The sequence below is a fragment of the Pseudomonas sp. TE3552 genome (genome assembly GCF_056278945.1).
The window spans coordinates 2,918,314-2,943,153 of the sequence record NZ_JBWBQJ010000001.1; the positions used below are offsets into that span (position 1 = coordinate 2,918,314).

24 protein-coding genes and 1 pseudogene are annotated in these 24,840 nt (G+C 58.3%); 12 read left to right on the forward strand and 13 right to left on the reverse strand.

All coding sequences use genetic code 11. The features are described 5' to 3' along the window. Positions 1 to 122 precede the first annotated feature (122 nt). Entirely contained in the window at positions 123 to 1,418 is a 1,296-nt protein-coding gene (gene tssI / locus ACZ9BB_RS12915; RefSeq protein ID WP_476214111.1) for a type VI secretion system tip protein TssI/VgrG, read from the forward strand. A gap of 222 nt (positions 1,419 to 1,640) precedes the next feature. Here the strand turns inward: tssI and fabV are convergent, their stop codons facing one another. The 3 genes and pseudogenes from fabV to ACZ9BB_RS12930 form a co-directional block, all read right to left on the reverse strand. Then, a complete protein-coding gene (fabV, locus tag ACZ9BB_RS12920; RefSeq protein WP_476214112.1) occupies positions 1,641 to 2,837 on the reverse strand; it encodes an enoyl-ACP reductase FabV in 1,197 nt (398 codons plus the stop codon). Positions 2,838 to 2,976: 139 nt separating this feature from the next. Beyond that, positions 2,977 to 3,135 (reverse strand): annotated as a pseudogene (locus ACZ9BB_RS12925) (integrase); the annotation flags it as partial. A 252-nt stretch (positions 3,136 to 3,387) separates the two neighbouring features. After that, positions 3,388 to 4,941, reverse strand: a complete 1,554-nt coding sequence (locus tag ACZ9BB_RS12930) for an MFS transporter (RefSeq protein ID WP_476214113.1) — start codon at positions 4,939 to 4,941, stop codon at positions 3,388 to 3,390. 143 nt (positions 4,942 to 5,084) lie between these two features. On the opposite strand from ACZ9BB_RS12930, the gene ACZ9BB_RS12935 reads away from it, so the two are divergent. Both ACZ9BB_RS12935 and ACZ9BB_RS12940 read left to right on the forward strand, forming a co-directional pair. Then, positions 5,085 to 5,996: a LysR family transcriptional regulator gene (locus ACZ9BB_RS12935; RefSeq protein ID WP_476214114.1), complete on the forward strand. Its 912-nt coding sequence runs from the start codon at positions 5,085 to 5,087 to the stop codon at positions 5,994 to 5,996. Between the two features lie 292 nt (positions 5,997 to 6,288). Then, the gene (locus ACZ9BB_RS12940) at positions 6,289 to 6,579 is read left to right on the forward strand and encodes a hypothetical protein (protein WP_476214115.1); all 291 of its coding nucleotides are present in this window, start codon (positions 6,289 to 6,291) and stop codon (positions 6,577 to 6,579) included. An 87-nt stretch (positions 6,580 to 6,666) separates the two neighbouring features. Here ACZ9BB_RS12940 and ACZ9BB_RS12945 read toward each other — a convergent pair whose 3' ends face one another. Beyond that, positions 6,667 to 7,146, reverse strand: a complete 480-nt coding sequence (locus ACZ9BB_RS12945) for a VOC family protein (protein ID WP_476214116.1) — start codon at positions 7,144 to 7,146, stop codon at positions 6,667 to 6,669. A gap of 169 nt (positions 7,147 to 7,315) precedes the next feature. On the opposite strand from ACZ9BB_RS12945, the gene ACZ9BB_RS12950 reads away from it, so the two are divergent. Next, the gene (locus ACZ9BB_RS12950) at positions 7,316 to 7,645 is read left to right on the forward strand and encodes a DHCW motif cupin fold protein (protein WP_476214117.1); all 330 of its coding nucleotides are present in this window, start codon (positions 7,316 to 7,318) and stop codon (positions 7,643 to 7,645) included. A 61-nt stretch (positions 7,646 to 7,706) separates the two neighbouring features. Here ACZ9BB_RS12950 and ACZ9BB_RS12955 read toward each other — a convergent pair whose 3' ends face one another. Further along, complete coding sequence (locus tag ACZ9BB_RS12955) at positions 7,707 to 8,243, reverse strand: DinB family protein (RefSeq protein ID WP_476214118.1); 537 nt, start codon at positions 8,241 to 8,243, stop codon at positions 7,707 to 7,709. Positions 8,244 to 8,427: 184 nt separating this feature from the next. Between ACZ9BB_RS12955 and ACZ9BB_RS12960 the strand changes: the two genes are divergently transcribed. Continuing rightward, the gene (locus ACZ9BB_RS12960; RefSeq protein WP_476214119.1) at positions 8,428 to 9,321 is read left to right on the forward strand and encodes a LysR family transcriptional regulator; all 894 of its coding nucleotides are present in this window, start codon (positions 8,428 to 8,430) and stop codon (positions 9,319 to 9,321) included. Positions 9,322 to 9,398: 77 nt separating this feature from the next. On the opposite strand, the gene ACZ9BB_RS12965 is transcribed toward ACZ9BB_RS12960, so the two are convergent. From ACZ9BB_RS12965 to ACZ9BB_RS12975, 3 genes are read right to left on the reverse strand one after another with little or no spacing between them, the layout of a single operon-like run. Continuing rightward, complete coding sequence (locus tag ACZ9BB_RS12965) at positions 9,399 to 10,562, reverse strand: (R)-mandelonitrile lyase (RefSeq protein WP_476214120.1); 1,164 nt, start codon at positions 10,560 to 10,562, stop codon at positions 9,399 to 9,401. Between the two features lie 18 nt (positions 10,563 to 10,580). Further along, positions 10,581 to 11,636 (reverse strand): alpha/beta hydrolase, encoded by a 1,056-nt coding sequence (locus tag ACZ9BB_RS12970; RefSeq protein ID WP_476214121.1) that lies wholly within the window; start codon positions 11,634 to 11,636, stop codon positions 10,581 to 10,583. Between the two features lie 53 nt (positions 11,637 to 11,689). Next, positions 11,690 to 12,784 carry an alpha/beta hydrolase gene (locus tag ACZ9BB_RS12975; RefSeq protein WP_476214122.1) on the reverse strand — a complete coding sequence of 365 codons (1,095 nt, stop codon included), beginning with the start codon at positions 12,782 to 12,784 and terminating at the stop codon, positions 11,690 to 11,692. Positions 12,785 to 12,979: 195 nt separating this feature from the next. Here ACZ9BB_RS12975 and ACZ9BB_RS12980 point away from each other — a divergent pair, with 195 nt between their 5' ends. Next, positions 12,980 to 13,381, forward strand: coding sequence for a hypothetical protein (locus ACZ9BB_RS12980; RefSeq protein ID WP_476214123.1), 402 nt, complete (start codon positions 12,980 to 12,982; stop codon positions 13,379 to 13,381). A gap of 214 nt (positions 13,382 to 13,595) precedes the next feature. Further along, positions 13,596 to 13,877 carry a DUF3303 domain-containing protein gene (locus ACZ9BB_RS12985; RefSeq protein ID WP_476214124.1) on the forward strand — a complete coding sequence of 94 codons (282 nt, stop codon included), beginning with the start codon at positions 13,596 to 13,598 and terminating at the stop codon, positions 13,875 to 13,877. 44 nt (positions 13,878 to 13,921) lie between these two features. On the opposite strand, the gene ligD is transcribed toward ACZ9BB_RS12985, so the two are convergent. Further along, positions 13,922 to 16,483, reverse strand: a complete 2,562-nt coding sequence (ligD, locus tag ACZ9BB_RS12990; RefSeq protein WP_476214125.1) for a DNA ligase D — start codon at positions 16,481 to 16,483, stop codon at positions 13,922 to 13,924. Between the two features lie 296 nt (positions 16,484 to 16,779). Here ligD and ACZ9BB_RS12995 point away from each other — a divergent pair, with 296 nt between their 5' ends. From ACZ9BB_RS12995 to ACZ9BB_RS13005, 3 genes are all read left to right on the forward strand, one after another. Continuing rightward, positions 16,780 to 17,145: a VOC family protein gene (locus ACZ9BB_RS12995; RefSeq protein WP_476214126.1), complete on the forward strand. Its 366-nt coding sequence runs from the start codon at positions 16,780 to 16,782 to the stop codon at positions 17,143 to 17,145. A 217-nt stretch (positions 17,146 to 17,362) separates the two neighbouring features. Beyond that, positions 17,363 to 18,085 carry a phosphatidylcholine synthase gene (gene pcsA, locus ACZ9BB_RS13000; protein WP_476218301.1) on the forward strand — a complete coding sequence of 241 codons (723 nt, stop codon included), beginning with the start codon at positions 17,363 to 17,365 and terminating at the stop codon, positions 18,083 to 18,085. A gap of 11 nt (positions 18,086 to 18,096) precedes the next feature. Beyond that, complete coding sequence (locus ACZ9BB_RS13005; RefSeq protein WP_476214127.1) at positions 18,097 to 18,483, forward strand: DUF488 domain-containing protein; 387 nt, start codon at positions 18,097 to 18,099, stop codon at positions 18,481 to 18,483. Here the strand turns inward: ACZ9BB_RS13005 and cuyB are convergent. Both cuyB and ACZ9BB_RS13015 read right to left on the reverse strand, forming a co-directional pair. Further along, a complete protein-coding gene (cuyB, locus tag ACZ9BB_RS13010) occupies positions 18,480 to 19,979 on the reverse strand; it encodes a cysteate racemase (protein ID WP_476214128.1) in 1,500 nt (499 codons plus the stop codon). The two genes, ACZ9BB_RS13005 and cuyB, sit on opposite strands and share 4 nt — an antisense overlap. Before the next feature lie 11 nt (positions 19,980 to 19,990). Beyond that, positions 19,991 to 21,283, reverse strand: coding sequence for a dicarboxylate/amino acid:cation symporter (locus ACZ9BB_RS13015; protein ID WP_007939231.1), 1,293 nt, complete (start codon positions 21,281 to 21,283; stop codon positions 19,991 to 19,993). A 233-nt stretch (positions 21,284 to 21,516) separates the two neighbouring features. Between ACZ9BB_RS13015 and ACZ9BB_RS13020 the strand changes: the two genes are divergently transcribed. Both ACZ9BB_RS13020 and ACZ9BB_RS13025 read left to right on the forward strand, forming a co-directional pair. Next, entirely contained in the window at positions 21,517 to 22,440 is a 924-nt protein-coding gene (locus tag ACZ9BB_RS13020) for a LysR substrate-binding domain-containing protein (protein ID WP_476214129.1), read from the forward strand. 154 nt (positions 22,441 to 22,594) lie between these two features. Then, positions 22,595 to 23,521 carry a universal stress protein gene (locus tag ACZ9BB_RS13025; protein ID WP_476214130.1) on the forward strand — a complete coding sequence of 309 codons (927 nt, stop codon included), beginning with the start codon at positions 22,595 to 22,597 and terminating at the stop codon, positions 23,519 to 23,521. A 179-nt stretch (positions 23,522 to 23,700) separates the two neighbouring features. On the opposite strand, the gene ACZ9BB_RS13030 is transcribed toward ACZ9BB_RS13025, so the two are convergent. Next, positions 23,701 to 24,513 (reverse strand): class I SAM-dependent methyltransferase, encoded by an 813-nt coding sequence (locus ACZ9BB_RS13030; RefSeq protein ID WP_476214131.1) that lies wholly within the window; start codon positions 24,511 to 24,513, stop codon positions 23,701 to 23,703. Positions 24,514 to 24,550: 37 nt separating this feature from the next. Further along, a complete protein-coding gene (locus ACZ9BB_RS13035) occupies positions 24,551 to 24,823 on the reverse strand; it encodes a DUF4242 domain-containing protein (RefSeq protein ID WP_476214132.1) in 273 nt (90 codons plus the stop codon). Between the last annotated feature and the right edge of the window lie 17 nt (positions 24,824 to 24,840).

The following is a 24,840-nucleotide window of genomic DNA, read 5'->3' on the forward strand; positions in this document are numbered from 1 at the left end:
CGCCAAATTAGTGGGTTAGTGCCTGTTATAAGCTCTTGCCCTGAGCTGGACTTACCCGGCTTCCTGACATTGACATCTGCGACAGCGCCGATTCAACACCTTATGCAAGAAGAGAACAGTGGATGTTCAGCCCAGCCAATCAGACGCCTTTCAGTTTGACCATCGACGGTTTTGCGCACGATTTTCAAGTACTCGCATTCACCGGAGATGAGGCGATCAGCAGGCCTTACCTCTTCAACGTGGAGCTTGTTAGCGAGCGGTCTGACCTGGATCTCGAAAGCCTCTTCGACGTAGAGGCTTTTCTGACCTTCGACACGAAGGGCAACGGCATCCATGGACGGGTCTATCACATCGCCCAAAGCGGTAATGATCAGCGTTTGACGCGCTACAATCTGGCCCTCGTACCGCACCTGTCCTACTTGCGCCACCGCATCAACCAGAGGATCTATCAACAGTTCTCGGTGCCGAAAATCGTCGCCTTGATACTGGAAGAACACGGGATTGTGGGTGACGCTTATCGGCTTCATCTGGGGTCGACCTACCCCGAGCGTGACTACTGTACCCAGTACGATGAAACGGATTTGCACTTTATTCAGCGCTTGTGCGAAGAAGAAGGTATCCACTTCCACTTCCAACACAGCGCTCAAGGCCACGTGCTGGTCTTTGGCGATGACCAGGCGGCTTTTCCCAGGATTGGGCAACCCACTGCTTATGGACAAGAGAGCCATAGAGTGGCCAACGAGCCACTGATCAAGCGCTTCAACCTACGTCTGGGGAGAAACGAGCAACAGCCAGGCATGGAAAACGATAACAAGCTGAAGCCTTTCACAAGCCATGAGCACGGCAAGCAGATAAGTCTGCGTGCTATGGAGCGCCGCCACGCGGCTTATCGTCAAGCTGAAGGGCAAGGTGACCAGACCCGGTTAGTCAGTGGCCATGTTCTGGAGATCTCTGGCCACCCGCGCCAGGAATGGAACGACCTATGGTTACTGACTCAGGTCATCCACGAAGGCAAGCAACCACAGGTATTGAGCGAGAACGTCGCCAGTGGCAACACAGACAACGAGGATGACTTTCATCAGGGTTACCGCAACCGCTTTATCGTTCTTCCGTGGGACGTGTCCTACCGTCCGCCTTTGGCTCACAAGAAACCTCAGGTACCAAGCAACCACACCGCTGTGGTCATCGCTCTGGAAGACGAGGAGATCCAGAGTGATAGGCGCCTCGGAAGGGTCAAGGTCAAGTTCCCTTGGGACCGCGAAGGTAGATTTGACGACAAGAGTTGTTGTTGGCTGAGGGGGACCTCCAATTGGAGTTGTGAAATTACGCCCCCCCGAACGGGGATGGAAGTCATGGTTACATTTCTCGAAAGCGACCCCGATCAACCGCTGATCAGCGGTTGCCTGTGCTGTCGCTAAACGGCCAATTCATAGCCATCCGGATCAATGAAGTGGAACCTGGGAGTACTCAACTCTATCAGTCAGTTCTTGCTTAGGTCGAACCGCTGCTCAGAGGTTGTGGATTCAACCGGTGGATGCAACAGGCAGCAACCGGCCCAAAAACGGACATCCCGTTACAACCCCTCTTGGGCAGCAGCTGCCTCTGCATGGGGCATCGAGGCAGCTATCCATACTTACGACCTAAGCCTGGAACAGGTTGGAGATCTTGACGTCCGGATCTACCTCAGTCTCGTAGTCAACCCCTTCGATCCCGAAACCGAAGAGACGCAGGAACTCCGCTTTGTAACCGACAAAGTCAGTTAGTTCATAGAGGTTATCGTTGCTAACCTGATCCCAAAGTTGCTTGACGCGGTCCTGGACTTCGGGAGCCAGCTCCTTGTAGTCCGCGCGCAGGCGGCCCTCTTCATCCATCACTGGAGAATGACCGTACAAGCTTTCTTTGTAGAGCGCGTAGACCTGCTCGATGCACCCCTCGTGTGTGCCCTGCGCCTTCATGACTTTGAACAACAATGACAGGTACAGCGGCATGATCGGGATAGCTGAACTTGCCTGAGTAACCACCGCTTTCAATACCGAGACCCGCGCATCGCCCCCCAGAACAGTCAATTGTTCACGGATACCAAGGACTTTCTGATCCAGGTCCTTCTTGGCCGCACCAATGGAGCCGTTCCAATAGATGTCATGAGTCAGCTTTTCGCCCAGGTAAGTGAACGCGGTCGTTTTCGCCCCATCAGCCAGAACACCCGCTTCGTGCAAAGCATCGATCCACATCTGCCAATCTTCGCCGCCCATCACGGCCACCGTGCCATCGATTTCGCTTTGGGTCGCGGGTTGTAGCGTGGTGTCCTTGACCACCTCCTTATCAGTATCCAGGCCCCGCAAGGTCACGGCCTTGTCGAGCGGCTTGAGGGTAGAACTGAATACTTCACCCGTCTTGGGGTGTGTCCGGCGCGGTGCGGCAAGACTGTAAACAACCAGGTCGACCTTCCCGAAGTCGCGCTTGATAACGTCGATAGTCTTCTGTTTGATCTCATCGGAAAAAGCATCGCCGTTGATGCTCTTGGCGTAGAGGCCGTCGGACTCGGCAAACGTGTGAAAGGCCGCTGTGTTGTACCAGCCGGCGGTGCCGAGCTTGCCCTCATCGCCTTCACGTTCGAAAAACACACCGAGAGTGCTGGCGCCACAACCAAAAGCTGCCGTTATCCGCGCAGCAAGTCCGTATCCGGTCGATGCACCGATCACGAGTACGCTCTTTGGCCCTCCGGTGATCAATCCTTTCGTAGTAACGTAATCGATCTGATTCTTGACGTTGGCTTCGCAGCCAGTGGGGTGGGTAGTCACACAGACAAAGCCGCGAACGCGCGGTTTGATGATCATAAAAGTTCTCCCTCTTCCAGGATGAGAGCCAACCTTGGCTACAAAGTTGTAGACGCCTGGAAAGCTGGAACGTCACGATGGAAGATCTGCAGCGATTGGTGCCTCGCCAAGCAATGCTTGAACAAATCCTTCCTTCTGGTCATATGGGGCATTGGCCGACCTCGATCCCCAGGTATCTGACAGTACATTCAAGCTTCGTACGGCCAAGCAGGAGTCGCACTGCTCTCAGGTTCTTCGTCCTGCGATAGATTAGCGATACCTTGGTTCTCCGTAGCGTGTGGGTACCATACATGGTTGGTGTGTCCTGCATCGGCAACCTCTCTACGAAAGTCGTTAGGTTCAGCGGTTGTTACGGAGTGCCCATTGGTTCCCGCAAATGGACGGAATCCGTATGTCAGTCCGCACTTGGCCGTTTTTGACTATCTATCGCCACCGGCAGTTTTGGGTCGTGTTCAGTCCTTCGTGACAGGCAGTAATCGGCCAATACCCGCTAGAATCAGCGGCGTAAAGTGTGTGTTGGGCGACATCAGGCATGGCTCCAAAGCGGCTTTCAGGTATCCGATGAGAGATGGACGACATCGGGCGTGGATTCAGTGCCGACTTCGCTTTGGCGTCCCAGGAATAGAAAGACCACGGCGGCAGTGAACAGCGTGAACATCGCCAGCAGTTGCAACAAGGTGTTGAACCCTGAGGTATAAGCCGAGCGCAGCACCGTCAGCGGGATTTGGCTGGCGTCGGTGCTCGCGTGCTGGATATCACCCATCACCAGGCGTTGCGCGATAGTTGAATAGTCAACGGCGGACAGTTTGACCGAGGTACTGATGCTCAGATGGTGTGCGACCAGGGCCGTCAGCACCGCAACAGTGATTGCCAGGGCGACACCTTCGCTGGCCACTCGCGTCGTGTTGAAAATACCGGCGGCCATCCCCGCCCGTTCCTTGGGGATCACACTGATCGACAAACCATCCATCAAGCCCCAGGGCAGGCCTGTACCGATACCGGTCAGCAGCATGGCCGCGATGATGTGCGCGTGCGTGCCGACCGGGATCGTACTCAGCCAGTAGAGCCCGGCCGCTGCGATCACGAAGCCGATTGCGCAGAGTACGCCCGCCGACAACCAGCGAGTCAGTGACGCGGCAATGATCGGGACAATCAGCATCGGGGCAGAGAGTGCCAACATCATCAGCCCCGCTTCAAAGGCACTGGCCCCTTCCACGCCGATAAACCGAAACGGCAGCAATACGATCAAGACGATGTAGCAATAGCAGGTGCCGATCGGCAGGATCTGTACACCTACAAAGCGCGGAAACAGAAATAGCCCCAGTTCCAGCATCGGATGTTTCGCCCGATTCTCAACAATGATAAACAGCAGCAAAAAGACCGCCGACGTTCCAAGCAGTGCATGGATGACCGGCGAGCCCCAGCCTTGCTCAGGTGCGAGGATCACCGCCGTGGTGAAGGTGATCAACAGGCCGGAAAACGTCAGCACGCCGGGCGTATCCAGACGCTGTGCTTGCGGGTCGCGGCTTTCGCGCATTTTCGGCAGGGCAAAGATCAAGGAAAGGATGGCGAGCAGGGCCGTGAAAAGGAAAACTGCGCGCCAGCCCATGTACTCGATCAGCAACCCCGATAACAACGGACCGAAGGCCAGGCCAACCCCGAAAGTGGTGCCCAGAAGGCTGAAAGCACGCGTCCTGGCATGCCCATCAAACTCCTGTGCCAATGCCGCCGATCCGCTGGCCAGGGCTGCCGCCGCGGCAATGCCCTGCACGCCGCGCAACAGGTCCAGCCAGAAAATATCGGGAACCACCGCCAACAGGGTCGACACCAATGCAAACAACGCCATGCCGCACATGAACAGGCGCTTGCGTCCGTAGAGGTCAGCGAGGGTACCGGCGGCCATCAGTAGGCTGCCGAAGCTAAGCATGAAGGCATTGGTGATCCAGGCCAGTTCCGTGGGCAGGGCATCAAAAGTTTGACCAATGAACGGCGTAGCCACTGCCCCGCCGGTAAAGCTCATGGGCAATACCAAGGCAGCCAGGCAAATTGCAGCCAAGATGGAGTGCCGGCCATGGGCCGGCAGCGGTTCGGTAGCTGAGTTCATTAGGTGACTCCCTGCATATCGATGAAGTATCCGTGCTGTCCAGGCCGAGGCGCGCGATCGTTCGTACACTCTAGTTAGGATACAATCGAAGATAAACGGGCTTCTATTCCACTTATAGCGAACCAAAAGGATGTAATTGAGTTGTGGACAGTCTTAGTGGAGTGATCTCATTCGTAAAAACCGCCGAGGCGCTCAGTTTCATCAACGCTGCCAGGGCGTTGGGGATTTCTGCCTCGGCCGTGGGCAAAAACGTCGCCAAACTTGAGGCTTCGCTGAATGTGCGGTTATTGCACCGCAGCACCCGCAAAGTCAGCCTGACCGCGGAGGGACAGTTGTTCTATGAACGCTGCCGCAAGATCCTCGACGATCTTCAAGATGCCCGGGCAATGCTTTCCCATGCCACACAGGAACCCCGTGGAAAATTACGCGTCAGCTTGCCCACCATCGGTTATCGCTTTCTCTTGCCCCATATGGCGCGGTTCCGCAAAACCTATCCGGAGATTGAGCTGGAACTGGACTTCAACGACCAGTTGGTGGATGTGATCGATGAAGGCTTTGACGTAGTGATTCGCAGCGGCGGCCAGGCCGACTCCAAGCTGATGGCACGCAAGCTGGGGCCTTTTAAGTTTGTCCTGTGCGCATCGCCTGACTATTTGCAGCGTAAAGGACGGCCCGTCACTGTCAGTGACCTGGAGCATCACGAGTGCTTGCGTTACCGATTTGTCACGACGGGTAAAATAATGGACTGGAGTATGTCTTCGGCCCCCCAGTTCACGCAGTTACGCCTGCCAACCGCCCTGACATTGAACAACATGGAAGCCATGCTGATGGCCGTGGTGGATGGGCACGGTATCGCATTTGTCCCGGACTTCCTGGCCCGCGAAGCTATCGCCCAGGGGCACCTGGAAACGGTGCTCGACGGCCACAGCGAAGATCAAGGGCAGTTCTGGGCGTTGTGGCCGTCCAGTCGCCATCTTTCACCGAAGATCCGCGTATTCGTGGACTTTGCTGCCGAGCATCTGTTTGCCATCCCTCCGTCGACAGACCAACTGTAACTCGCTCATGAAGCCGGTAATCGCTGACCGTCCGTTGTGGGTCGTTCTCTACCGGTCATGCCCACGAATCGTGCTGGTCAAATCCGATGCAAATGACTGGTCAGGTCGAATGCAAATGGGTGGGCAAGTCCGTGCAATTAACCCGCCAGCCCCCCAATCGCTGCCGATGGTCGTTGCATCTCCGCTTGTCGCCGGCGCTTGGCTAAGCTGAATAAATCGGGAGTGAACTGAAACCTAAGTGATTACGGCCATCCGCGGATCTGGATTGGCGTAATTCACAAAGGAGACAACTATGTATGCGGTCATAAGAACCTACCTGGGTCCTGAAGCAAAGCAGCTATTTGAGCTTCTGGAAGAACGCAACGCCGACGTCGAAGCGACTCTTCGCAAAGTGCCTGGCCTCGTAAGCTATACCCTGCTGAATACGGGTGATGGCGGTACATCGATAACTGTTTGCGCGGACAAGGCCGGTACCGATGAGAGCTTGAAAGTCGCTCGCGACTGGATTCAGAAAAACGCCCGGAACATCAATGCGAAGCCGCCGGTCGTCACGGAAGGTCCGGTCATTGTGCAGATCAATTAGGCAACCTCTTGCGATCCCTCGCAGGCAGGCTGCCATTGATCTGATGTTTTGTGCTTCGCAGAAGCGCCCCGCCCCAAGCAGCCCTGATTAACGCTCAAGCGCCGCTTCGATCGCAGCGATGTCGATTTTTCTCATCTGCATCATGGCTTCGAATGCGCGCTTGGCCACCGCTCGATCGGGATGGGTTATCGCGGCTGTCAGGGCGCGAGGCGTGATCTGCCATGACAGGCCCCACTTGTCCTTGCACCAGCCGCAAGCGCTTTCCTGGCCGCCGTTTCCGACAATCGCATTCCACAAGCGGTCGGTTTCGGCTTGATCGTCGGTCGCGACCTGGAACGAGAAAGCCTCACTGTGCTTGAACCCCGGCCCGCCGTTCAGCCCGAGACAAGGGATGCCCATCACGGTGAATTCGACCGTCAAGACATCGCCCTCCTTGCCCGCCGGATAGTCGCCAGGCGCGCGAAGGATAGCGCCCACCGCGCTGTCCGGGAACGTCTCGGTGTAGAACTTCGCAGCGTCCAGTGCAGTGCCGTCGTACCAGAGACAAATCGTGTTTTTGCTGACCATTTTGGTTCTCCGAAATGGTGACTGAGACATGCATTCTAGCAGCGCAGGCAACCGTGCCATTTCGGCAACTGGCCGCGCCTGTATCCTGTAAATGCGGGTTATCTGTGTCTATCGAAAGGACTACTGCGCAGGTAGGGTCCACAGACGCTCTTTTATCGACGAGGCAACGATGGATCTGACGGCAATTCCCTTTGGTACCACCGATTGGTCGACTGTCGAATCGGTCAAGCATGCCGGACAGACGGGTACTGCCTACTGGCGGACCTGCCAGTTTGGTTCAACCCGGGTGCGAATGGTTGAATACAGTCCCGGCTATCTGGCCGATCACTGGTGCTGGAGAGGCCATATCCTGTTGTGCCTGGAAGGCGAGTTGCACACGGAACTGGAGGATGGTCGCCAGTTCACCCTGACCCCGGGGATGAGTTATCAGGTGGGCAACGACGCCGAGGGGCATCGCTCGTTCACCACCACCGGTGCGAAGCTGTTCATTGTGGATTAAGCCAGGGCAATAGCGATGCAATGAGTGCAATCCGAACCGAACTGCCCTTTTTGGCGGTGAATCAGGATCGGGATGGGATGAGGACGACTAAATCTGTATCACCTACGTCGACACCCGCCTGTGAAAGCAGCGTAGTCACCTGGCCGCGGTGATGGGTCTGATGGTTGAAGAAATGCATGACCAGGCTGTAAAAATCCTTGTCGGACACTACGCCCTTCGAGCTGGCGTAATGGAGGGTGTGCTCTAGGTCGGACTCTGTAATAGCGTGAGCCCATTCGATGATTATCTGATCAAGTTTTTCTCGATGTAAGGACAGCTCTCCAATAGTAGAAAACAACAATTGGTCGAGACCTTTCGGATCAGAAAGTTGCCTCACCGGCTCCAGCGCCGAGTGGTTCGCAGGATGCCTGGCGAATCGCTTCAGCCATACGGTGTCTCCGGCCGCTACGTGGTTTAGCGTCCCGAGAATAGACTTGAAGAATGCTTTTCTATCAGCTGAGAGCTCATCATCGGACAGGCACATGGCCGCCTCATAGATCTTTGCGTTCATCCATTTGTTATAGGTCGCCATCAGGCAGATATGACCGGCGCGGCTCATGTGCTCATCCTTTGAGTGGGTAGTTGATAAGCGCTCTGACTCAAGATTCTCTTAAGTGAACGGCATTGCAGTACGCATTACACTACTTCTTAAAGCGACCCGTGGCGTCATGATCTGATCAGAGCTGAAGGATTGATCGCAATAGCTGGCATAATCGCAAGCGGTTCATAACTGGGGCGTATAAATGACCGCTGAAAGCTACGATCAACTCGCGATTTTCGCGGCCGTGGCGCAGGAGCGTAGCTTCACCCGCGCCGCCGCCAAGCTCGGCATGTCGCAACCCGCATTGAGCCGGGCCATGCGTCAGTTGGAGGAGCGGCTGGGTGTCCGGTTGCTGTCGCGCACCACTCGAAGCGTGTCCCCCACGCAAGCAGGTGAACATCTGCTGCGGGTGGTCTCCCCCAGGTTCGAAGAAATAAACAACGAGCTGGCAATGCTCAGCGAGTTCCGCGACAAGCCGGCAGGCAAACTGCGCATTACAGCCGGCGAGCATAGTGCGATCACGATCCTGCAACCGGTACTCGTGAAGCTGCTGCCCGACAATCCCGATCTCAACATCGAGATCATTGTGGACTACGGTCTGACCGATATCGTGGCGGAAGGCTTCGATGCCGGTGTCCGGCTGGGTGAGCAAGTCGCCAAGGACATGATCGCGGTGCGCATCGGCCCCGACATGCGCATGGCGGTTGTCGGCTCCCCGGAGTATTTCAGCCGGCATCCGAAACCAAAAATCCCGAACGATCTCATGCAGCACAACTGCATCACCCTGCGCATGCCGACTTACGGCGGCATCTTCCCCTGGGAGTTCGAGAAGAAGGGGCAAGAACTGAAAGTGCGCGTCGAGGGCCAACTGGTGTTCAACAACATCGCCCTGCGCCTGGATGCCGCCCTCAAGGGGCTGGGGCTGGCCTATATGCCAGAAGACCTGGTGCAGACACATGTCGCCCAGGGTCGGTTGGTTCGCGTGCTTGCGGATTGGTGCGAACCGTTCTCGGGATATCACCTTTACTACCCCAGCCGGCGCCAGAGTTCACCCGCGTTTACGTTGTTGCGCGATACCCTGCGCTACTCGGGCTGATTTGCCTGTGTACTCGTCGGGTCGTTAACACTGCGCTCCCACGGGGGCTGCGGTTTGTTCAACTGATTGGCATTAACTCATGGTCGTCCGGCCAGATGTTTGTCCAACGCCTCGCCGGCACGCTTGGCGGCATCGGCATCGCCGTTTTCGGCCAACACCCGTTCCAGTTGACGCAATTGCGCAGCGCTCAGACCGACCCTCAGGCTGGCGGCCAAGTGCGAGCGCAATTGCGGCTCCACACCGGGCGTGGCGGCCAGCGCGGCGACGGTGGCCAACTCACGGCTTTGCCAGTCCAGGTTGTCGCGCTCGAAGATATCGCCGAACAAATGCGCCTGCAGGTACTGGTTGATGGTGGGTGCGAAGTCGAACAGCGGTCCCTGGACCGGCGCACCCGCGATGCGGGTCTGGTTGGCCTTGCCCACCGCCAACAGTTCGCTGCCGGTGGGAATGACGCGACCGGGCTCACGCCCTGGCGCATCGTGGACGCCGCGTTGCTTGCGTGCCTCCACCACTTTCATCAGCTCGCCTAGCGCGTTGAGACTGCGCGGAAAGCCGGCGTAGGCGTAGAGCTGCACCAGGATTTCCTTGGCCTCGCTGACGGTCATACCCACCTCCAGCCCTTGGTTCAAGGCCGCATTGAGCCTGGGCATATTGCTCGTGGCCATGGCGGCCGCAATCAACGGGATCGCCTGCTGTTTGGCAGACAGCACCTCGGAAACAGGATATTCGGCGGACATCGCCTGCGGTTCCACCAGACCGTATTGGTCATCGGTGACTTTCTCCAGCCATTGCACGCTCTTGCCATCCACCGCGCCAGTTATGGCCAGGTGGGTCATGGCGCTCGTCGGTGCGGCACCGTGCCAGTGCTTGACGCCTGGTGGGCAGACGACCACGTCTCCCGGGTGGATTTCCTGCACGGGTTTACCCCATTCCTGCGTCAGGCCCATGCCGGAAATCACCACCAATCGCTGCCCGGCGGGATGGGTGTGCCAGGCCGAGCGCGAGCCCGGCTCGAACGTTACGTAGGCGCCGGACGCATTAATCTGGCTACTGACGGGAAACAAGGGATCGACGCGCACCCGTCCGGAAAAGTAATCCGCCGGGCCCGTCGCCGAAGCCTGGGTGCCTGCGCGGCTGATCTGCTGGGTGGCCAGGGACTCTCTGGCATTGTCAGGTTGCTCTGCCGCGCTGGCGAAAGGCGTCGCGGCGCATACCGCGATCCCCAAAAGGGTCTTGTTCATGATGACAGGTCCATAAAGTCAAAGCGTTCTGGCGTAGAACGCCGTCAACTTGCCCACAGCGGCGTCCACATACTCAGGCACCCAATAGGTTTCGATATGGGTTGCGCCATCGATCTTGAACAACTCCTTGTCCTTCGTACCGGTGGCCTTGGCAAAGGCTTGCTCCGACATGTACAGGCTGTCGGCTTTACTGCCCGCGATCATCAGCAACGGTTTGTCGATCAGTTCGATCTGATCCGTGGCGTCGAAACTCATCAGGTCCAGCAAACTGCTCATGGTGTACTTGAAGGTCGAGTTGGGGTGCGCGTGCGTCTTCCAGTAATACTCGTAACCCTGTCGATACAGATCGAACGGCAATTTGGCGATCTGCTCATCTGTCAGATTGGCATCCCCGGCATAGAGAATTTCCCCGCCCGCCGCTTCCTGGGCGCGGGCAGCCGAAGCCTGCCGTAAGCGTTCCTGTACCGTGGACAATTGCGAGTCCTTGTAGCCATTGCGGCGAACCAGGCCGGAGTTGAACATGCTCAGGGTCGCGATCGATTGGAAACGCTTGTCGGTTTGCGCCGCCTTCAATGAATAGCCGCCCCCACCGCAGAGGCCGAGCAAGCCCAAACGCGCACTATCGACACCTGGGTAGCGGGCAATGAAGTCCGCCATTCCATGGATGTCCTCGATGCGATACGCGGGCTTGTCCACATTGCGCGGCAGACCGCCACTGCCGCCCTGATACGCCGCATCCGCAGTGATCGTAATGTAGCCCTGATCTGCCAGGCGCTGGGCGTACAGGCCTGCGACCTGTTCCTTCACCCCGCCATTGGGATGCGCCACCACGACCGCGGGATATTTCTTCCCCGAGTCAAAGTTCGCCGGGGTGTAAACGTTGGCGGCAATGTCCAGGCCGTTGAGTTGGTACGTGACCGGATGGATGTTGACCTTGCCCGGCTCGTTCTTCGTGATCGCGCCATCGTAGGCCAATGTGAACGGATTCTGCTTGTAGTCCGAGGACTCGACCTCGGTGCCCGATAGCCCGATCATGGCCGCCAGCAGGGTGGCCTTTATCGTGGTTCGCGTCATATGAATACTCCTGCCATTTCTCAAGGGCACGGCAGCCATTGCCGTGCTCATAGTCAATCCAGATCTTTCTCTGCGAGAAACTTCGAAACCAGATCCGCGATCTCGACGTTGTTGAGGTCCGAGAATGGGAAGTGGGAATTGCCCTTGATCCCGATCTCCGGCAGGTGAATCAGCCTTACGTCGCCGCCATGCCGGTTCACGGTATCGCGCCATAACCGCGCCATCTCAAGCCGGGCACGCCAACTGTCCTGTGCAGGCAAACGAACCGGTTGGGCGGGGATGTTGTCGCCATAGAAGATGAGGATGGGGATGCGGGTCAGCGCTTCGAACTGCGCCTTCGATACGACATGTGCCGAGAGCGTGTCGAACGCGCTGGGAATCGGCGCGGGCACCTCGTCCTCTGGAAACACGAAGCTGCTGCCCGGCTCGAACGCCACGATAGCCCGCACGTTGCGGTTCTTGATCGCAGTCAACCAACCAGGCCCGCCCCCCTGCGAATGGGTGAACAGGATGGCGGGGCCAGTCTTTTCCAGCAGCGCGGATACGCCATTGGATACCACCTCAATGTCGTAAGGACCGGTGTTGGGTGTCATCGAACGGAAGAATTGCTCCAGCGCTTCCTGCCCACGCGGAAACTGGCTGCCCTCGAAGGTGTCTGGCCACAGACCGATGCGGAACTGGTTAAACCACATCTGCTCGTCCGCAACCGGCTTTATTGTCGTTTCCACCAGGCTGCGTCCCGCATCGCCACGGCGCGGCTGGTCGATCAGATAAGTGGAAAAGCCGCGTCGCAGGAAGATGTTCTGGAACCCTTCACGCCCGTCGGCCGTTGTCTCCCAGGACTTCGCGGACTGCCCCGCGCCATGCCACATGACGATCGGAAGCGGGCGAGCGTCGACCGGAATCTGGTAGAACGCATACACATGGTCGCCGTGGTAGGTCTGGCCATCGGGCGTGGCAGGTTTGTAGGGATCAAAAGTACCCGGCTGAGTGATCTGCCCACCGCCGGCAATCAGGCTTCCCTGATCCTTGATGATCAGCGGACTGCGATCGCTCGCACTCACGACTGCACAGCTAAACAGAGCGAAACACAGGGTGCCTGCCCTGGCGGTTGCGGGCATGCACTTGCGGATGAGATGCGGGGTCATGGATGGCTCTCGATTTGAAATCGCAGAGCTACAAATTACCCTCCGGCTATTGATAGATAAACAGCACAAGTCGGATAGAACTGATACCAAAAACACATAAGTCGCATCCCGAAAGATCGATCGGGAAAACATTGCGCCCGAAGGTACAAGCACCCCATGGGCAAACCCGATCATCGCGCTCTATGATTGAACCCCATGACGACCTCTCTTCCGATCCGCCAACCCTGCCCGCCCGGTGCCTGCATCTGCGAGCGTGAGCCACTGCTGGAAACCCCCGGCGCGGATCTGCGCATCCTCAGCCTGACCCGGTCGGAGGAAAAGCGCCTGGTCGAACGCCTGGAAAACCTCCAGAGCCTAAGTGATCTGGAGCGTCTGCAACGGCGGATGTACGAGCAGTTGGGGCTGCGCGTCGAGATCGCCCCGGGCTTCAATGAAGTGCGCACCATGCGCGGCATCAACATCACTTTGGGCGAACTGCCGGGGCTGTGCCGCAAAACCCGTCAGTCGATCCCGGCGGCGATTCGCCGGGGGCTGGAAAAGCGTCCGGAGATTGCCTACGAACTGCTCAATGCCAACGACTTGTTGCGTGATGCCTGATGGTTTGACTCGTTATCCCGATATGTTCGTTTCAAATGCCCTGAAAGAGGATCAGCGGTCGTACGTGCAACGCACTCCGCTGCTATGCCTTCTCATGGGAGAAAAAGGTTTCAGGCCAGGCAGGCTGGAGTTGCAAACACAAGCGACCGTGGCCCCGGCGCCAGCCCCAGGTGCGCGCAGATCAAAGGTGCCAATCCGTAGCAGGAGGTGGCAGATGTTATTCATGGTCAGGTGGTCCATCAGTTCGCAAAACCGTAACAGCGCGATCGAACGTTTTCTCAAGACCGGTGGCGCCCCACCCGCAGGCGTCAGCATGCTGGGACGCTGGCATGCCGTCGGTGGCTCCAGCGGTTTTGGCATTGCAGAAGCCAGTGATCCAGTGTTGATACAAAAGTGGGTGCTGGAATGGAGCGATCTCATGAACATGGAAGTGCACGCAGTATTGACCGATGAACAGGTGGCGCCGTTGCTGGCCGCCGCGGTCGGCAAGCAATAGTTGTCGAGGCGGCGAGTGCCCTTCGCCGCCTTCCCCTTGTGTCACTACTTTTTCATCCCGACCCGCCGGCGCATTTCGGCGGTAATCGTCTGCCGGGTTTTCTTCAGGTCGGCCCAAGGTTCATCGCCCACCTCGGCCAGGCGTTCATGCACGGTGTGCAGGTTCCACTGATTGCCGCCCTTGAGCTCGGCCACCTCCTCGCGAAAGATCGGCACCGACACCGGCAGCCCTTCGCGGCTGCGCACGGCGTACGCGCAAATGGTGGTGGCGCCCAGACCGTTGCGCAGGTAATCGATGAAAATGCGCCCGACGCGGTTTTTCGGCCCCGACACCGCGGAAAAACGGTCCGGCAACAGCTTGGCCATGTGACGGACGATCGCGTGGCTGAAGTCCTTGACCTCGTCCCAGCCGTGTTTGCGGGTCAGCGGTACGATCAGGTGAATCCCCTTGCCGCCGCTGGTTTTGAGAAATGCCTTGAGCCCCAGTTCATCCAGCACCGTGAGGGTCAGTTGGGTCGCTTCGACCATACGCTTCCAGGGCAGCGCCGGGTCCGGGTCGAGGTCGAGGACAAAGCGGTCGGGGTTGTCCAGATCGACTGACGTGGCGTTCCAGGTGTGCAGTTCCACCGTGCTCATCTGCACCGCGCCGATCAGGGCTTTGGCATTGTTGATGATCATGATCGGTTGGCCCGTCAGTGCCTTGTCCAGGGCAATAATCCCGGGAATGGCCAGGTTCTCTGCGTTCTTCTGAAAGAACAACTCGCCAGCGATGCCGTCCGGCGCACGCACCAGCGCCACCGGGCGGTCCTTGAGCTGCGGCAGAATCCATTCGGCGACGCTGGCGTAATACTCCGCCAGTTGCAGCTTGGTGGTGCCGCTGCTGGCGTCGATCACCCGGTCTGGGTGCGTGATGCGCACCTTGCCCGGCCCCAGGTCGACTTGTGACGGCGCGGGGGCAGCTTGGGCGGTTTTCTTTTCAGAGGCTGATGTTTTCACAGTCTTCGGACGCTCCTCGGTGATGTCCGCGGCAGGCTTGTCGTCACGCAGCCCATGGAACACGGCGTGGCGCACCGAGCCTTCCTTGGTCATTTCGGCAAAGGCCACTTCCGCCAACAAAGTGGGTTTGAGCCAATGCACACCTTTGGCTTCGAAACCGGTAGGCGGATTGACCACCGACGGCTTTTTCGTCTGCAACGGTTTGAGTTGTTCGTAAAGGCGCTTGAGGGTCGCTTCGTTGAACCCGGTGCCGACCTTGCCGGCATAGCGCAACTCACCGCTGTCGCGGTCATGCAACCCCAGCAGCAGCGCGCCAAACGCACTGCGCGCACCTTTGGGGTCGGTGAAGCCGACCACGACGAATTCCTGCCGATGCTTGCACTTGAGTTTGATCCAGTCACTGGTGCGCCGGGACACATAAGGCGAACCCAGGCGCTTGCCGATCAACCCTTCCATCTGCATTTCGCAGGCGCTGTTGAGCAAGGCCTCTGGGGATTCGCTGAACGCATCGGAGAACCGTAGCAGCGGGTTTTCATTGAGCTTGAGCACGGTCGCCAGCGCCGCCCTGCGCTCTTCGACGGGCACCTCGCGCAGGTCTACGCCATTGAGGTAGGGCAAATCGAACAGGTAGTAAACGATGCTGCCACTTCGCCCGGCATCGAACGCATTTTGCAGCGCCTGGAAATCCGGAACGCCCTGCTCGTTGGCCACCACCATTTCGCCGTCGAGCCAGGCCGATTCCAGCCCCAGCGCGGCTATAGCCTTGGCTTGTCCTGGCAACTTATGGGTCCAGTCATGACCGTTGCGGGTGAAGAGTTTGACGTCGCCGTGGTCGATGCGCGCCATGACCCGGTAGCCGTCGAACTTGATCTCATAGCTCCATTTGCCGTCCGGCGCGGATTCGACCAGTGTCGCCAGCTCGGGTTTGAGCAGTTCCGGCAGTTTGGCTTTGCGAGCGCCCGTCAGGGGTGTCGACTTCTCTTTACGCGCCCTCGCTGCTGGCTTTTTGATCGGCTTGGGTTTTTCAGCGGCGTGCTTTTTTTCCACGATGGTGCGGTCACTGAGCACACTGTCGGGTTGGGCCGCGACCACGTCGTAATCACTTTCGGGCTTGGCCGCGCTGTCTTGATGCTTGATCAGAAACCATTGCTCCTGCTTGCCCGGCATGTGCGTGCGCACGAGGTTCCACAGGCCGCCGAGTTTCTCCCCTTGCAGCTCGAATTTCAGCCGACCCTTGGCGTACGCCTTGGCCGGATCGTCCTGGGGAATCCACACCCCACGGTCCCAGACGATCACGTCGCCGGCACCGTAATGCCCTTCGGGAATGGTGCCTTCGAACGTGGCGTACTCCAGCGGATGGTCTTCGACGTGGATCGCCAGGCGTTTGACCTTGGGGTCCAGCGACGGCCCCTTGGGCACGGCCCAACTCTTCAGCGTGCCATCGAGCTCCAGGCGAAAGTCATAGTGCAGGTGCGAGGCGTCATGTTTCTGAATACAGAACTGCAAGGCATGGGCGCTCGCCGTTTTTTTGCCCGAGCGTTTGGCGGCGGCCGGCTCAGGGCTCGCCGCGAAGTCGCGCATGCGGTTGTAATCGTCCAGGTTCTTGTTCATGGCTTACCTGATGCTCGCTGCAGGACGCTTCGGCAGGTTCTACCTCAGCAGAGCGACAGGCCTGGAAAAAAATTCCATCGCTATTGGAGTTACCCGGACAGACGGGCCACCGCCGTGGTCATCGACGGGCAGGTCGAAGTGACCGTCGAGGGGCAATCCACCGAGGCTTGCCCGCGAAGGCGTCAGCCCATTCCGTCTGGCTGACGTCGCAAGTGTTGCCCCGCCCTTTCACACTCCTGACAGAAACTGACACTGCCTGCTTTTATGCTGCGTCCACCTTGAAATGGAGCAGCCCTATGATCACTCCCCGTTTTATTTTGCTTTTCGTGGAAAACCCCGCCGTCAGTGCACGGTTCTATGAGTTTCTGCTGCAGCGCAAGCCCGTGGAAGAGTCGCCGACTTTCGCGCTGTTTATTCTGGATGGCGGCTACAAGCTGGGGCTCTGGTCACGGCATACGGCTGAGCCTGCCGTGGATGTAACGGGCGGCGGCACCGAGCTGGCGTTCCCGGCGGAGTCCGCCGAACAGGTCGATGCACAGTTTGCCGAGTGGAGCGCTCTGGGGTTGACCATGGTGCAAGCGCCGACAGAGCTCGACTTCGGTCGCACCTTCGTCGCGCTTGACCCGGATAACCATCGGCTGCGTGTGTTCTGCCCTCGCTGAGCCGGCACCCGCCTCGACATCAGTCAGGCACGGGTGTACAGCGCTCAATACGTGCCCCGGATAATTCCGGGGTATTTTTTTGCGCGGCGTCTAAGATTCAAGGGTGGTGAACCTTATCCCTGCAAATCCGGTCGATAGCTGCAACCCGACCCGGTTTGCCGACACCCTCAAATTGAGGGTGATGACTGGCTTGCTTCACTTTCTGGAGAACGCCCCCGTGATATCCACCGTACACATCGCCAGGCTCAAAGCTTGGGGCGCCCACGGTTTTACCGCCACTGGCGTGGTCACTGCCTTCCTCGCAACCCTCGCCTTGCTGGAGAACCAGCCCACCAATTGCCTGCTGTGGCTGGGCGTGGCGCTGATCGTCGACGGGCTGGACGGGGCACTGGCGCGCAAGGTCAATGTGCAATCGGTGCTGCCCAGTTTCGACGGTTCGATCCTCGATCTGGTGATCGATTACCTGACGTATGTGTTTATCCCGGCGCTGTTCATCTACCGCTACATCCCGTTGCCGGACTACACCCTGCTGCTGACCGTGTCGCTGATTCTGGTGTCGTCGCTGTTTTGCTTCTGCAACGTCAACATGAAGAGCAAGGACAACTACTTCCAGGGCTTTCCCGCCGCGTGGAACGTGGTCGCGTTGTGCTTGTACATCATCGACCCGTCGCCGTGGATCACCTTTCTCACCGTCATCGGCCTGGCGCTGTTGACCGTGACCCGGATGAAATTCCTGCACCCGTTCCGCGTACGGCGGTTCATGCCGATCAACATTGCGGTGACGGCCATCTGGTTGCTGTGCAGCTTGTCGCTGGTGGTCAACCATCCGGTCATCAACCCGTTGGTGATGAGCCTGTGGCTGCTGATGTCGGCGTACTTCCTGGGGATCTGCTTCTGGCGCACGGCGCTGGAGTGGATCGACAGTTCGCGACTCAAATAGGCACAGCGATCATGCCCATCCATATCGTGCAACTCGGCTCACCGCGCACAGCGCATGAGGGCCTGCGCCTGGGCACGGTACGCCGCCCGCCCCGCGGTGTACCGAAGGCTGAATTCGCCAGCCGGGATTTTTATGATGTGTGGCAGCCGCTGCTGTCTCCCAGCCCCGAGTTGGTGGCCGAAGCCAAGGCGGCAGAAGATGCCAAAGCCTGGGAGGCTTTCAAGCGCAAGTTCAAGGCCGAGATGCACCAGCCCGCGCCCAGTCAGTTGCTGGACCTGCTGGCCGCCCTTTCCCATCAAACCTCACTGGCCGTGGGGTGTTACTGCGAAGACGAAGCGCACTGCCACCGGTCCGTATTACGGGAGTTACTGGAGGCACGGGGCGCAAAGGTTGTTTAGCCAAGATGCAAATCTGATCGCTCCCGCGAATGTTCACCGGCAAGCTGAATACATTTCATAGCCAGAATAGTGGTCGGGTCGATCAACGCCACTTGATGACCTTTGATCATGAAGACCTCGCTATGCTGCAGCACCAGCGGTAACTCCGTACATCCCAGGATGAGCACATCGGCGCCCAGTTCACACAAGTGCTCTGCGGCGATCAGCAGCTGATCTTTGCACAGGCCCTCGGTGAACCCGGCCTTGATCCCAAGCGCCCCATATATCGCATCCATGACCAACGCCTGGTAGTCCACACCGGGGGCGACTATGTGCAACCCGGCTCGCCGGGCCGCCTCGTGGTAAACCTGACTTTTGATCGTGCCCGACGTCGCCAGCAGCCCGACTGTTTTCCCGGCGCCATACCGCTGAACGATGGCCTCTACTGTCTCGGCAAGCATGTTCACAATGGGCACACGCAAGTGTGACTGGATACGCTCGACGAACGCGTGAGCGGTATTGCACGGGATCGCAATCGCATTGGCTCCAGCGCTTTCAAGCCGCTTGCAGGTGGCATACATCGCCATCGTCGGATCTGTTTCGTCGTACAGCAGGCTGGCGGTGCGATCAGGAATCTGGGGGTTCTGCTCAACCACCATTTTGATGTGCTCCTGATCGCGGCCGGCTGGTGTATACGCAACCACCTTCCCCATGAAATCGACCGTTGCCGCAGGCCCCACCCCGCCCACGATCCCGAGCTTGAAGGGTGGGCGATTCGACTGACCTTTCTCCACAGTCGCGAAGCCGGCATAAATCTCATTGATATCCAGCACCGTGATGCCCCGACGCTGCAGGTCGCCGCAGACCAACGAGAGCTCGGTCATGCCCGGCAAGACTATCGCGGCCCCCTGTTCCTGAAGCGAAAGGCAGGCCCGATACACACACTCCAGCGGCACACCGTCAAGGTATCCATCCTTGATACCGTTGACGCCATACATCGCCTCCATCAACCCTGACTGCTCGTCATCACCTGGGTAAACGAGCTTGAAATCGCTGCCGAAATAGCGCTCGAACAAGCCGCAGTGGCGAACATAGTCTGAGGCGAGAATGCCCAATGCACTGCCGGGTTCAGCGACATGGTCGATGTGCCTGCGCAACGCGGCCATCATGTCCAGAACCGGTATGCCTATTTCCTCCTGAATTTCTTCGCGGAAGGAATGGCTGGCGAAACAAGGCAGTACGATCGCGTCGACCCCACTGGCCTCGAAGGTCTGACAAACCTCAAAAACATAGAACTTTCTGGAGGTCATGCTTGCGCCCCGGTCCAACGGCATCAGGACATCTTTGAACGGGTGCTGCTCGAACAGAAAGTGATAGCGGCCTTGATCCTCGAGCACCGCCCTGGACTTCACCAACTTGTAGAACAGATCGCCGCCGGCCAGTGAACCAAGTCCGCCAACGATGCCCAGTTTGCGTACAAACGACGACTCACGGGACAGCTTCGATTCAGCTTTCATGGTGATAGCTCTCAGGCAGTGGCTACAGTGCGAACAGGACGTGGGGATGCCTCGGTTTGAGGGACGTCGTCCGGCTCCTCGCAAGGCTCCGATTTAGCGACCACTGCCGTTGCGATGCTATTGCCCACCACGTTGGTGGCAGTCCTGGCCATATCGAGGAATTGATCAATGCCCAGGATCAGCAAAATGCCCGCTTCCGGCAGATTGAACATGGGCAACGTCGCCGCGACGACAACCACCGAAGCCCGGGCTACACCTGCCATGCCCTTACTGGTCACCATCAGCGTCAGCAAGATGAGAAGTTGCTGTGTGAGGCTCAAGTCAACGTTGTAAGCCTGGGCAATGAACATGATCGCGAAGGCTTGATACATCATCGAACCGTCGAGATTGAATGAATACCCCAGTGGAAGTACGAAGCTGGATACGCGCTTCGGTGCGCCGAACTTCTCCAGGGCCTCCATGGTTTTTGGATAGGCGGACTCACTACTGGCCGTCGAGAATGCCAACAGCACGGGTTCTCGGATCAACTTGCCCAACGTAAATACCGAACGCCCCAGAAACAGGTAGCCGGCAGCGAACAACACGCCCCACAAAATCACAATGCCCAGATAGAACTCGGCAATCAGTTTTCCGTAATCGACCAGCAAGCCCAGACCTTGGGTGGTGATGGCCGAAGCGATGGCGGCAAAGACACCGATCGGTGCAAGCGCCATGACGTAGTCGGTGATCTTGAACATCACCTTTGCCAGCTCCTCAATGCTGTCGGTGATCTTTGTGTAGCCGGCGCGCTTGACACCTGCCAACGCGAAACCGAAGAACAGCGAGAACACTACAATTTGCAGAATCTCGTTGTTGGCCATGGCTTCAGCAATGCTGCGAGGGAATACGTGGCTGATGAACACCTTGAGGCTGAAGTCCCCCGTGTTTACCGCTATCGGTGCCGCGCCGGCCTGAGTCGCCTGAAGATCCAGGCCTGCGCCTGGCTGGAATAGGTTCACCAGCAACATGCCGATCAACAACGAAATCACTGAAGCGGAAACGAACCAGGCCATCGCCCTCGCCCCGATCCGTCCTACTGATCGGGAGTTGCCCATACTGGCAATACCACCGACCAATGTGGCGAAAACCAAAGGTGCGATGATCATCTTGATCAAGCGCAGGAAAATGTCCGTCACCATCGAGAACCAGGAGGCGATTTCTTTGGCGGCTTTCTCATCCGCTGAAAAATGATGGCAAGCCCAACCTACGATGACGCCCATCGCGATGCCGATCGCGATCTGGCGGGGTAAATTACTTTTTTTCACGGTGCTTTCCTCAAGTGATGTTGTAGCTTTTTTTACTTGGCAGAAGACAAGACTGGAATGACCCGATGCTCTGCGGCAGCGGGGCTACAGCACCGATTCTAGGGACGCCATTGGAGCGGGATGATGAGTAATCACCATAGGGTGATGCGTTTTTGGAATAGTTTGCGAAATTCCCTCAATGGCTCCATTGCACCGCAGTAAACTCTTCGCCAGAGACGCGATGAGGAGCCAGCATGCAAACCAAATGGTTGGACGATCTTTTGGCGATTGCCGAATGGAAGAATTTTTCTCGCGCCGCCGAAGTGCGTTGCGTCACGCAGTCCGCGCTGTCTCGGCGCATTCGTTCACTTGAGGAATGGGTGGGAGCCGAACTGGTGGATCGCGGCACCTATCCTGTCCAACTGACTCAAGCGGGACGCAGCTTTTGTGAAGAGGGGCGCGAGGCTTTGTCGGCGTTGCTGCAATTGCGACTGGCTCTTCGCGAAGGAGAAAGAATGCCGGGGCGCTCGATTCAGGTCACCGCCGGGCACAGTCTTTCAATGACCTTTCTGCCTAAGTGGCTGACCCAGTTTCAACAGCAGAATGAGCCCTTCAATGCTCGCGTGGTGGCGGCGAATATCCACGATGCGGTCATCGCGCTGGAGGAAGGCAGCTGCGATTTGATGATCGTCTACCATCATCCCCTCGCCCCGATCCAGCTCGACCCCGAGAAGTTCGGCAGTTTGACCCTGGGGCATGATTCGTTTGTTCCACTGTGCGCGCCGGACAAGAACGGCAAACCGTTGCATCGGCTACCGGGGACGGCCGCCAAGCCAGTGCCGCACCTGGCGTATACCGCGACCACTTTTTTGGGGCGCGTGGCCGATATCGTCATCAAGAATGCACCGACTGCTTGCGTGCTTGATCGTTGCTTTGAGGCGGACATGGCCATGCTGTTGATGAGAATGGCGATCGAGGGCTATGGCGTTGCCTGGTTGCCCTTGAGCGCCGTGACCGATGAACTGGAGCGAGGGCAATTGGTGCTGGCCGGCGGCGATGAGTGGAAGGCCCGACTGGAGATACGTTCGTATTGTTCGATCGCCAATCAAAACCCGACGATGCGCGACCTTTGGAAAACGCTTGAGACCGCATCGCGAGCAGGCCCGCTCCCACATTAGAGTTTCGGCGCGACACCCATCGCGTGAACTTTGTGCTGCGCTGCCGGCCCGTTCGAACGGCCAGGCGCCCCTGAGACTGATCATGGTCAATAATCAAAGGATTGAGATGTATTGAACGACCACCGTCTGCTCGTTTACCCACGGGAGGTTTGTCATGTCTGGTCAAGCACGTTTCATGCTGGTCGTCTCGCCCCTGATGGAACACAGCCCGGCCTTCGACCGGGCCGCGGCGCTGGCCAAGGCCGAGGACGCAGCCCTGCACATCGTGGCCTTCGACTACCTGGAAGGCCTGGCGACTGCCAGCATGGTCAACGAAAAGGCTCTGGAGCAGATGCGTCTGGGCTACGTCGAGCGCCATCGCCAGTGGCTTGAGGAACAAGCCCGCCCCTTGCGCAAGATCGGTGTGCACGTCACCACCGAGGTGGCCTGGGTCGAGAATCCGCTGGAGGAGATCCTGATTCACCTCAAAGAGCAGCCGATGGACGTACTGATCAAGGCGCTGGATCATCCATCGCGGCTGTCGCGGCTGGTGTTTACCCCCCTCGACGTGCATTTGTTGCGTGAATGCCCGGTGCCGTTGCATTTCGTCAGCCATGCCACTCGCGCGTTGCCGCGCAAGATCGTCGCGGCGATCGACCCGTTTCACCGCGATGATCAATACAACAGTTTCAACGACCGGATCCTTCACGAAGCCTCAAAACTGGCGAGCGCCTGCAATGCCGAACTCGATGTGGTCTACGCCTATGACCTTTCATCCATCAGCGCGGACGAGTTCAACTTCTATAACGGTTCGGCGCTTTTCTCTTCGGACCAGGTCAAGACCCTGTTCGACCTCCAGGAGAATGCCTTCAACGAACTGGCCGCGCGCAACGGCATCGCGCCGGAGCAGCGGCACATGGTCATGGGCAACCCGACCAAGGTGCTGACCCACTACACCGATACCCATGATGTGGATGTGATCGTCATGGGCCGGATCGGCCATCGCGGCATGGGCCGGTTGATCGGCAGCACGGTTGAGCATGTGCTGTACAAAATGCCGTGCAGCGTGTGGGTGGTGTATACCGAGTCACTGGATGAGTGACTGCAACGGCTGAATACCAAATTGTGCACATACCTTTGTGGACGCGACCCCTGTGGCGAGGGGGCTTGCCCCCGTTGGGTCGCGAAGCGGCCCCAAAAGCTTTGCGACTGCTTCGCAGCCGAACGGGGGCAAGCCCCCTCGCCACAGAAGCCCGTTCCCCAAGGGGTTGCGTTTTCAATTCAACGCCGTGTAATCACCACCTCCAGGTATTCACTCGGCACCACCAGCGACCGCTCCCCCGCTCGGTTCAGGCGATTGAGCAGTTCCGTCAGGTCGTTTTCCAGGGCCGCCGCGCCTTCGGGTGGCAGGGTTGCGAAAGCCTTGTGAATCGGGCCATACCAACTGCGGAAGGTGTCGATGAAATGTGCAGCCGAGCGATAGCGGAAATTGAATAACCGCCGTGTCACCTGAAGCAGGAAGTCTCGCTGATCGAACTGCGAGTGCAACCAGGCTTCGGTGCCCCAGTTTGAAGGCGGTTGAACGCCCTGCGGTGGTGGCATGTGGCGGCCCAGGGTCTTGAACATCTGGCCGACAAAGCCTTCAGGCGTCCAGTTGGCGAGACCGATCCGCCCACCAGGGCGGCACACCCGCGCCAGTTCCGCTGCAGCCTTGGGCTGATCTGGCGTAAACATCACACCGAAGGTCGAGAGCACGGCATCGAAACTCGCATCCTCGAACGGCAAGGCTTCGGCGTCGGCCACCTGAAAGATCACGTCCAGGCGTTCCGCCCGAGCCCGGTCTTCACCGCGCTCCAGCAGCCTGGCCACGTAGTCGGTGGACGTGACTTTGCAGCCCCGTCGCGCGGCGGCGAGCGTTGCATTACCGTTGCCGGCGGCGACGTCCAGCACGCGCTCATCACAGAGCAGGTCGCAGGCTTCGGCCAGTTGCTCGCCGACAATCTGCAAGGTGGTGCCGATCACCGCGTAGTCGCCGCTGGCCCACGAGGTCATCTGACGGTTTTTCAGGGCAGTGAGATCAATGGGTGTGCTCATCAAGTCTGCTCCGTTGCGGGTTGGAACGCGTCCCGGCTTACTCCGCCGTAGTGGGATCAATGATGTTCATGACTCGGGCAACGCTGTTGGCCGGAAAACCACCCTGTTTGGCATGCTCCCTGATGAGGTCCTCGTTCGGCGCGATGTACACACAGTAAATCTTGTCGCCGGTGACGTAACTTTGCAGCCATTGCACTTCGGGCCCCATTCCGCGCAACACATCGCAGGATTTTTGCGAGATCGCTTTGAGTTCCTGTTGCGGCAGTGCGCCGGCACCCGGCAGCTCGCGTTCGATAATGAATTTAGGCATGGCAACTTCCTTTTGAG

Excerpts from the sequence above, each read along its gene's own strand:
- tssI (WP_476214111.1), top strand. The coding sequence starts at position 123 with ATGTTCAGCCCAGCCAATCAGACGCCTTTCAGTTTGACCATCGACGGT.
- fabV (WP_476214112.1), bottom strand. The coding sequence starts at position 2,837 with ATGATCATCAAACCGCGCGTTCGCGGCTTTGTCTGTGTGACTACCCAC.
- ACZ9BB_RS12930 (WP_476214113.1), bottom strand. The coding sequence starts at position 4,941 with ATGAACTCAGCTACCGAACCGCTGCCGGCCCATGGCCGGCACTCCATC.
- ACZ9BB_RS12940 (WP_476214115.1), top strand. The coding sequence starts at position 6,289 with ATGTATGCGGTCATAAGAACCTACCTGGGTCCTGAAGCAAAGCAGCTA.
- ACZ9BB_RS12945 (WP_476214116.1), bottom strand. The coding sequence starts at position 7,146 with ATGGTCAGCAAAAACACGATTTGTCTCTGGTACGACGGCACTGCACTG.
- ACZ9BB_RS12950 (WP_476214117.1), top strand. The coding sequence starts at position 7,316 with ATGGATCTGACGGCAATTCCCTTTGGTACCACCGATTGGTCGACTGTC.
- ACZ9BB_RS12955 (WP_476214118.1), bottom strand. The coding sequence starts at position 8,243 with ATGAGCCGCGCCGGTCATATCTGCCTGATGGCGACCTATAACAAATGG.
- ACZ9BB_RS12960 (WP_476214119.1), top strand. The coding sequence starts at position 8,428 with ATGACCGCTGAAAGCTACGATCAACTCGCGATTTTCGCGGCCGTGGCG.
- ACZ9BB_RS12965 (WP_476214120.1), bottom strand. The coding sequence starts at position 10,562 with ATGAACAAGACCCTTTTGGGGATCGCGGTATGCGCCGCGACGCCTTTC.
- ACZ9BB_RS12970 (WP_476214121.1), bottom strand. The coding sequence starts at position 11,636 with ATGACGCGAACCACGATAAAGGCCACCCTGCTGGCGGCCATGATCGGG.
- ACZ9BB_RS12975 (WP_476214122.1), bottom strand. The coding sequence starts at position 12,784 with ATGACCCCGCATCTCATCCGCAAGTGCATGCCCGCAACCGCCAGGGCA.
- ACZ9BB_RS12980 (WP_476214123.1), top strand. The coding sequence starts at position 12,980 with ATGACGACCTCTCTTCCGATCCGCCAACCCTGCCCGCCCGGTGCCTGC.
- ACZ9BB_RS12985 (WP_476214124.1), top strand. The coding sequence starts at position 13,596 with ATGTTATTCATGGTCAGGTGGTCCATCAGTTCGCAAAACCGTAACAGC.
- ligD (WP_476214125.1), bottom strand. The coding sequence starts at position 16,483 with ATGAACAAGAACCTGGACGATTACAACCGCATGCGCGACTTCGCGGCG.
- ACZ9BB_RS12995 (WP_476214126.1), top strand. The coding sequence starts at position 16,780 with ATGATCACTCCCCGTTTTATTTTGCTTTTCGTGGAAAACCCCGCCGTC.
- ACZ9BB_RS13005 (WP_476214127.1), top strand. The coding sequence starts at position 18,097 with ATGCCCATCCATATCGTGCAACTCGGCTCACCGCGCACAGCGCATGAG.
- cuyB (WP_476214128.1), bottom strand. The coding sequence starts at position 19,979 with ATGAAAGCTGAATCGAAGCTGTCCCGTGAGTCGTCGTTTGTACGCAAA.
- ACZ9BB_RS13020 (WP_476214129.1), top strand. The coding sequence starts at position 21,517 with ATGCAAACCAAATGGTTGGACGATCTTTTGGCGATTGCCGAATGGAAG.
- ACZ9BB_RS13025 (WP_476214130.1), top strand. The coding sequence starts at position 22,595 with ATGTCTGGTCAAGCACGTTTCATGCTGGTCGTCTCGCCCCTGATGGAA.
- ACZ9BB_RS13030 (WP_476214131.1), bottom strand. The coding sequence starts at position 24,513 with ATGAGCACACCCATTGATCTCACTGCCCTGAAAAACCGTCAGATGACC.
- ACZ9BB_RS13035 (WP_476214132.1), bottom strand. The coding sequence starts at position 24,823 with ATGCCTAAATTCATTATCGAACGCGAGCTGCCGGGTGCCGGCGCACTG.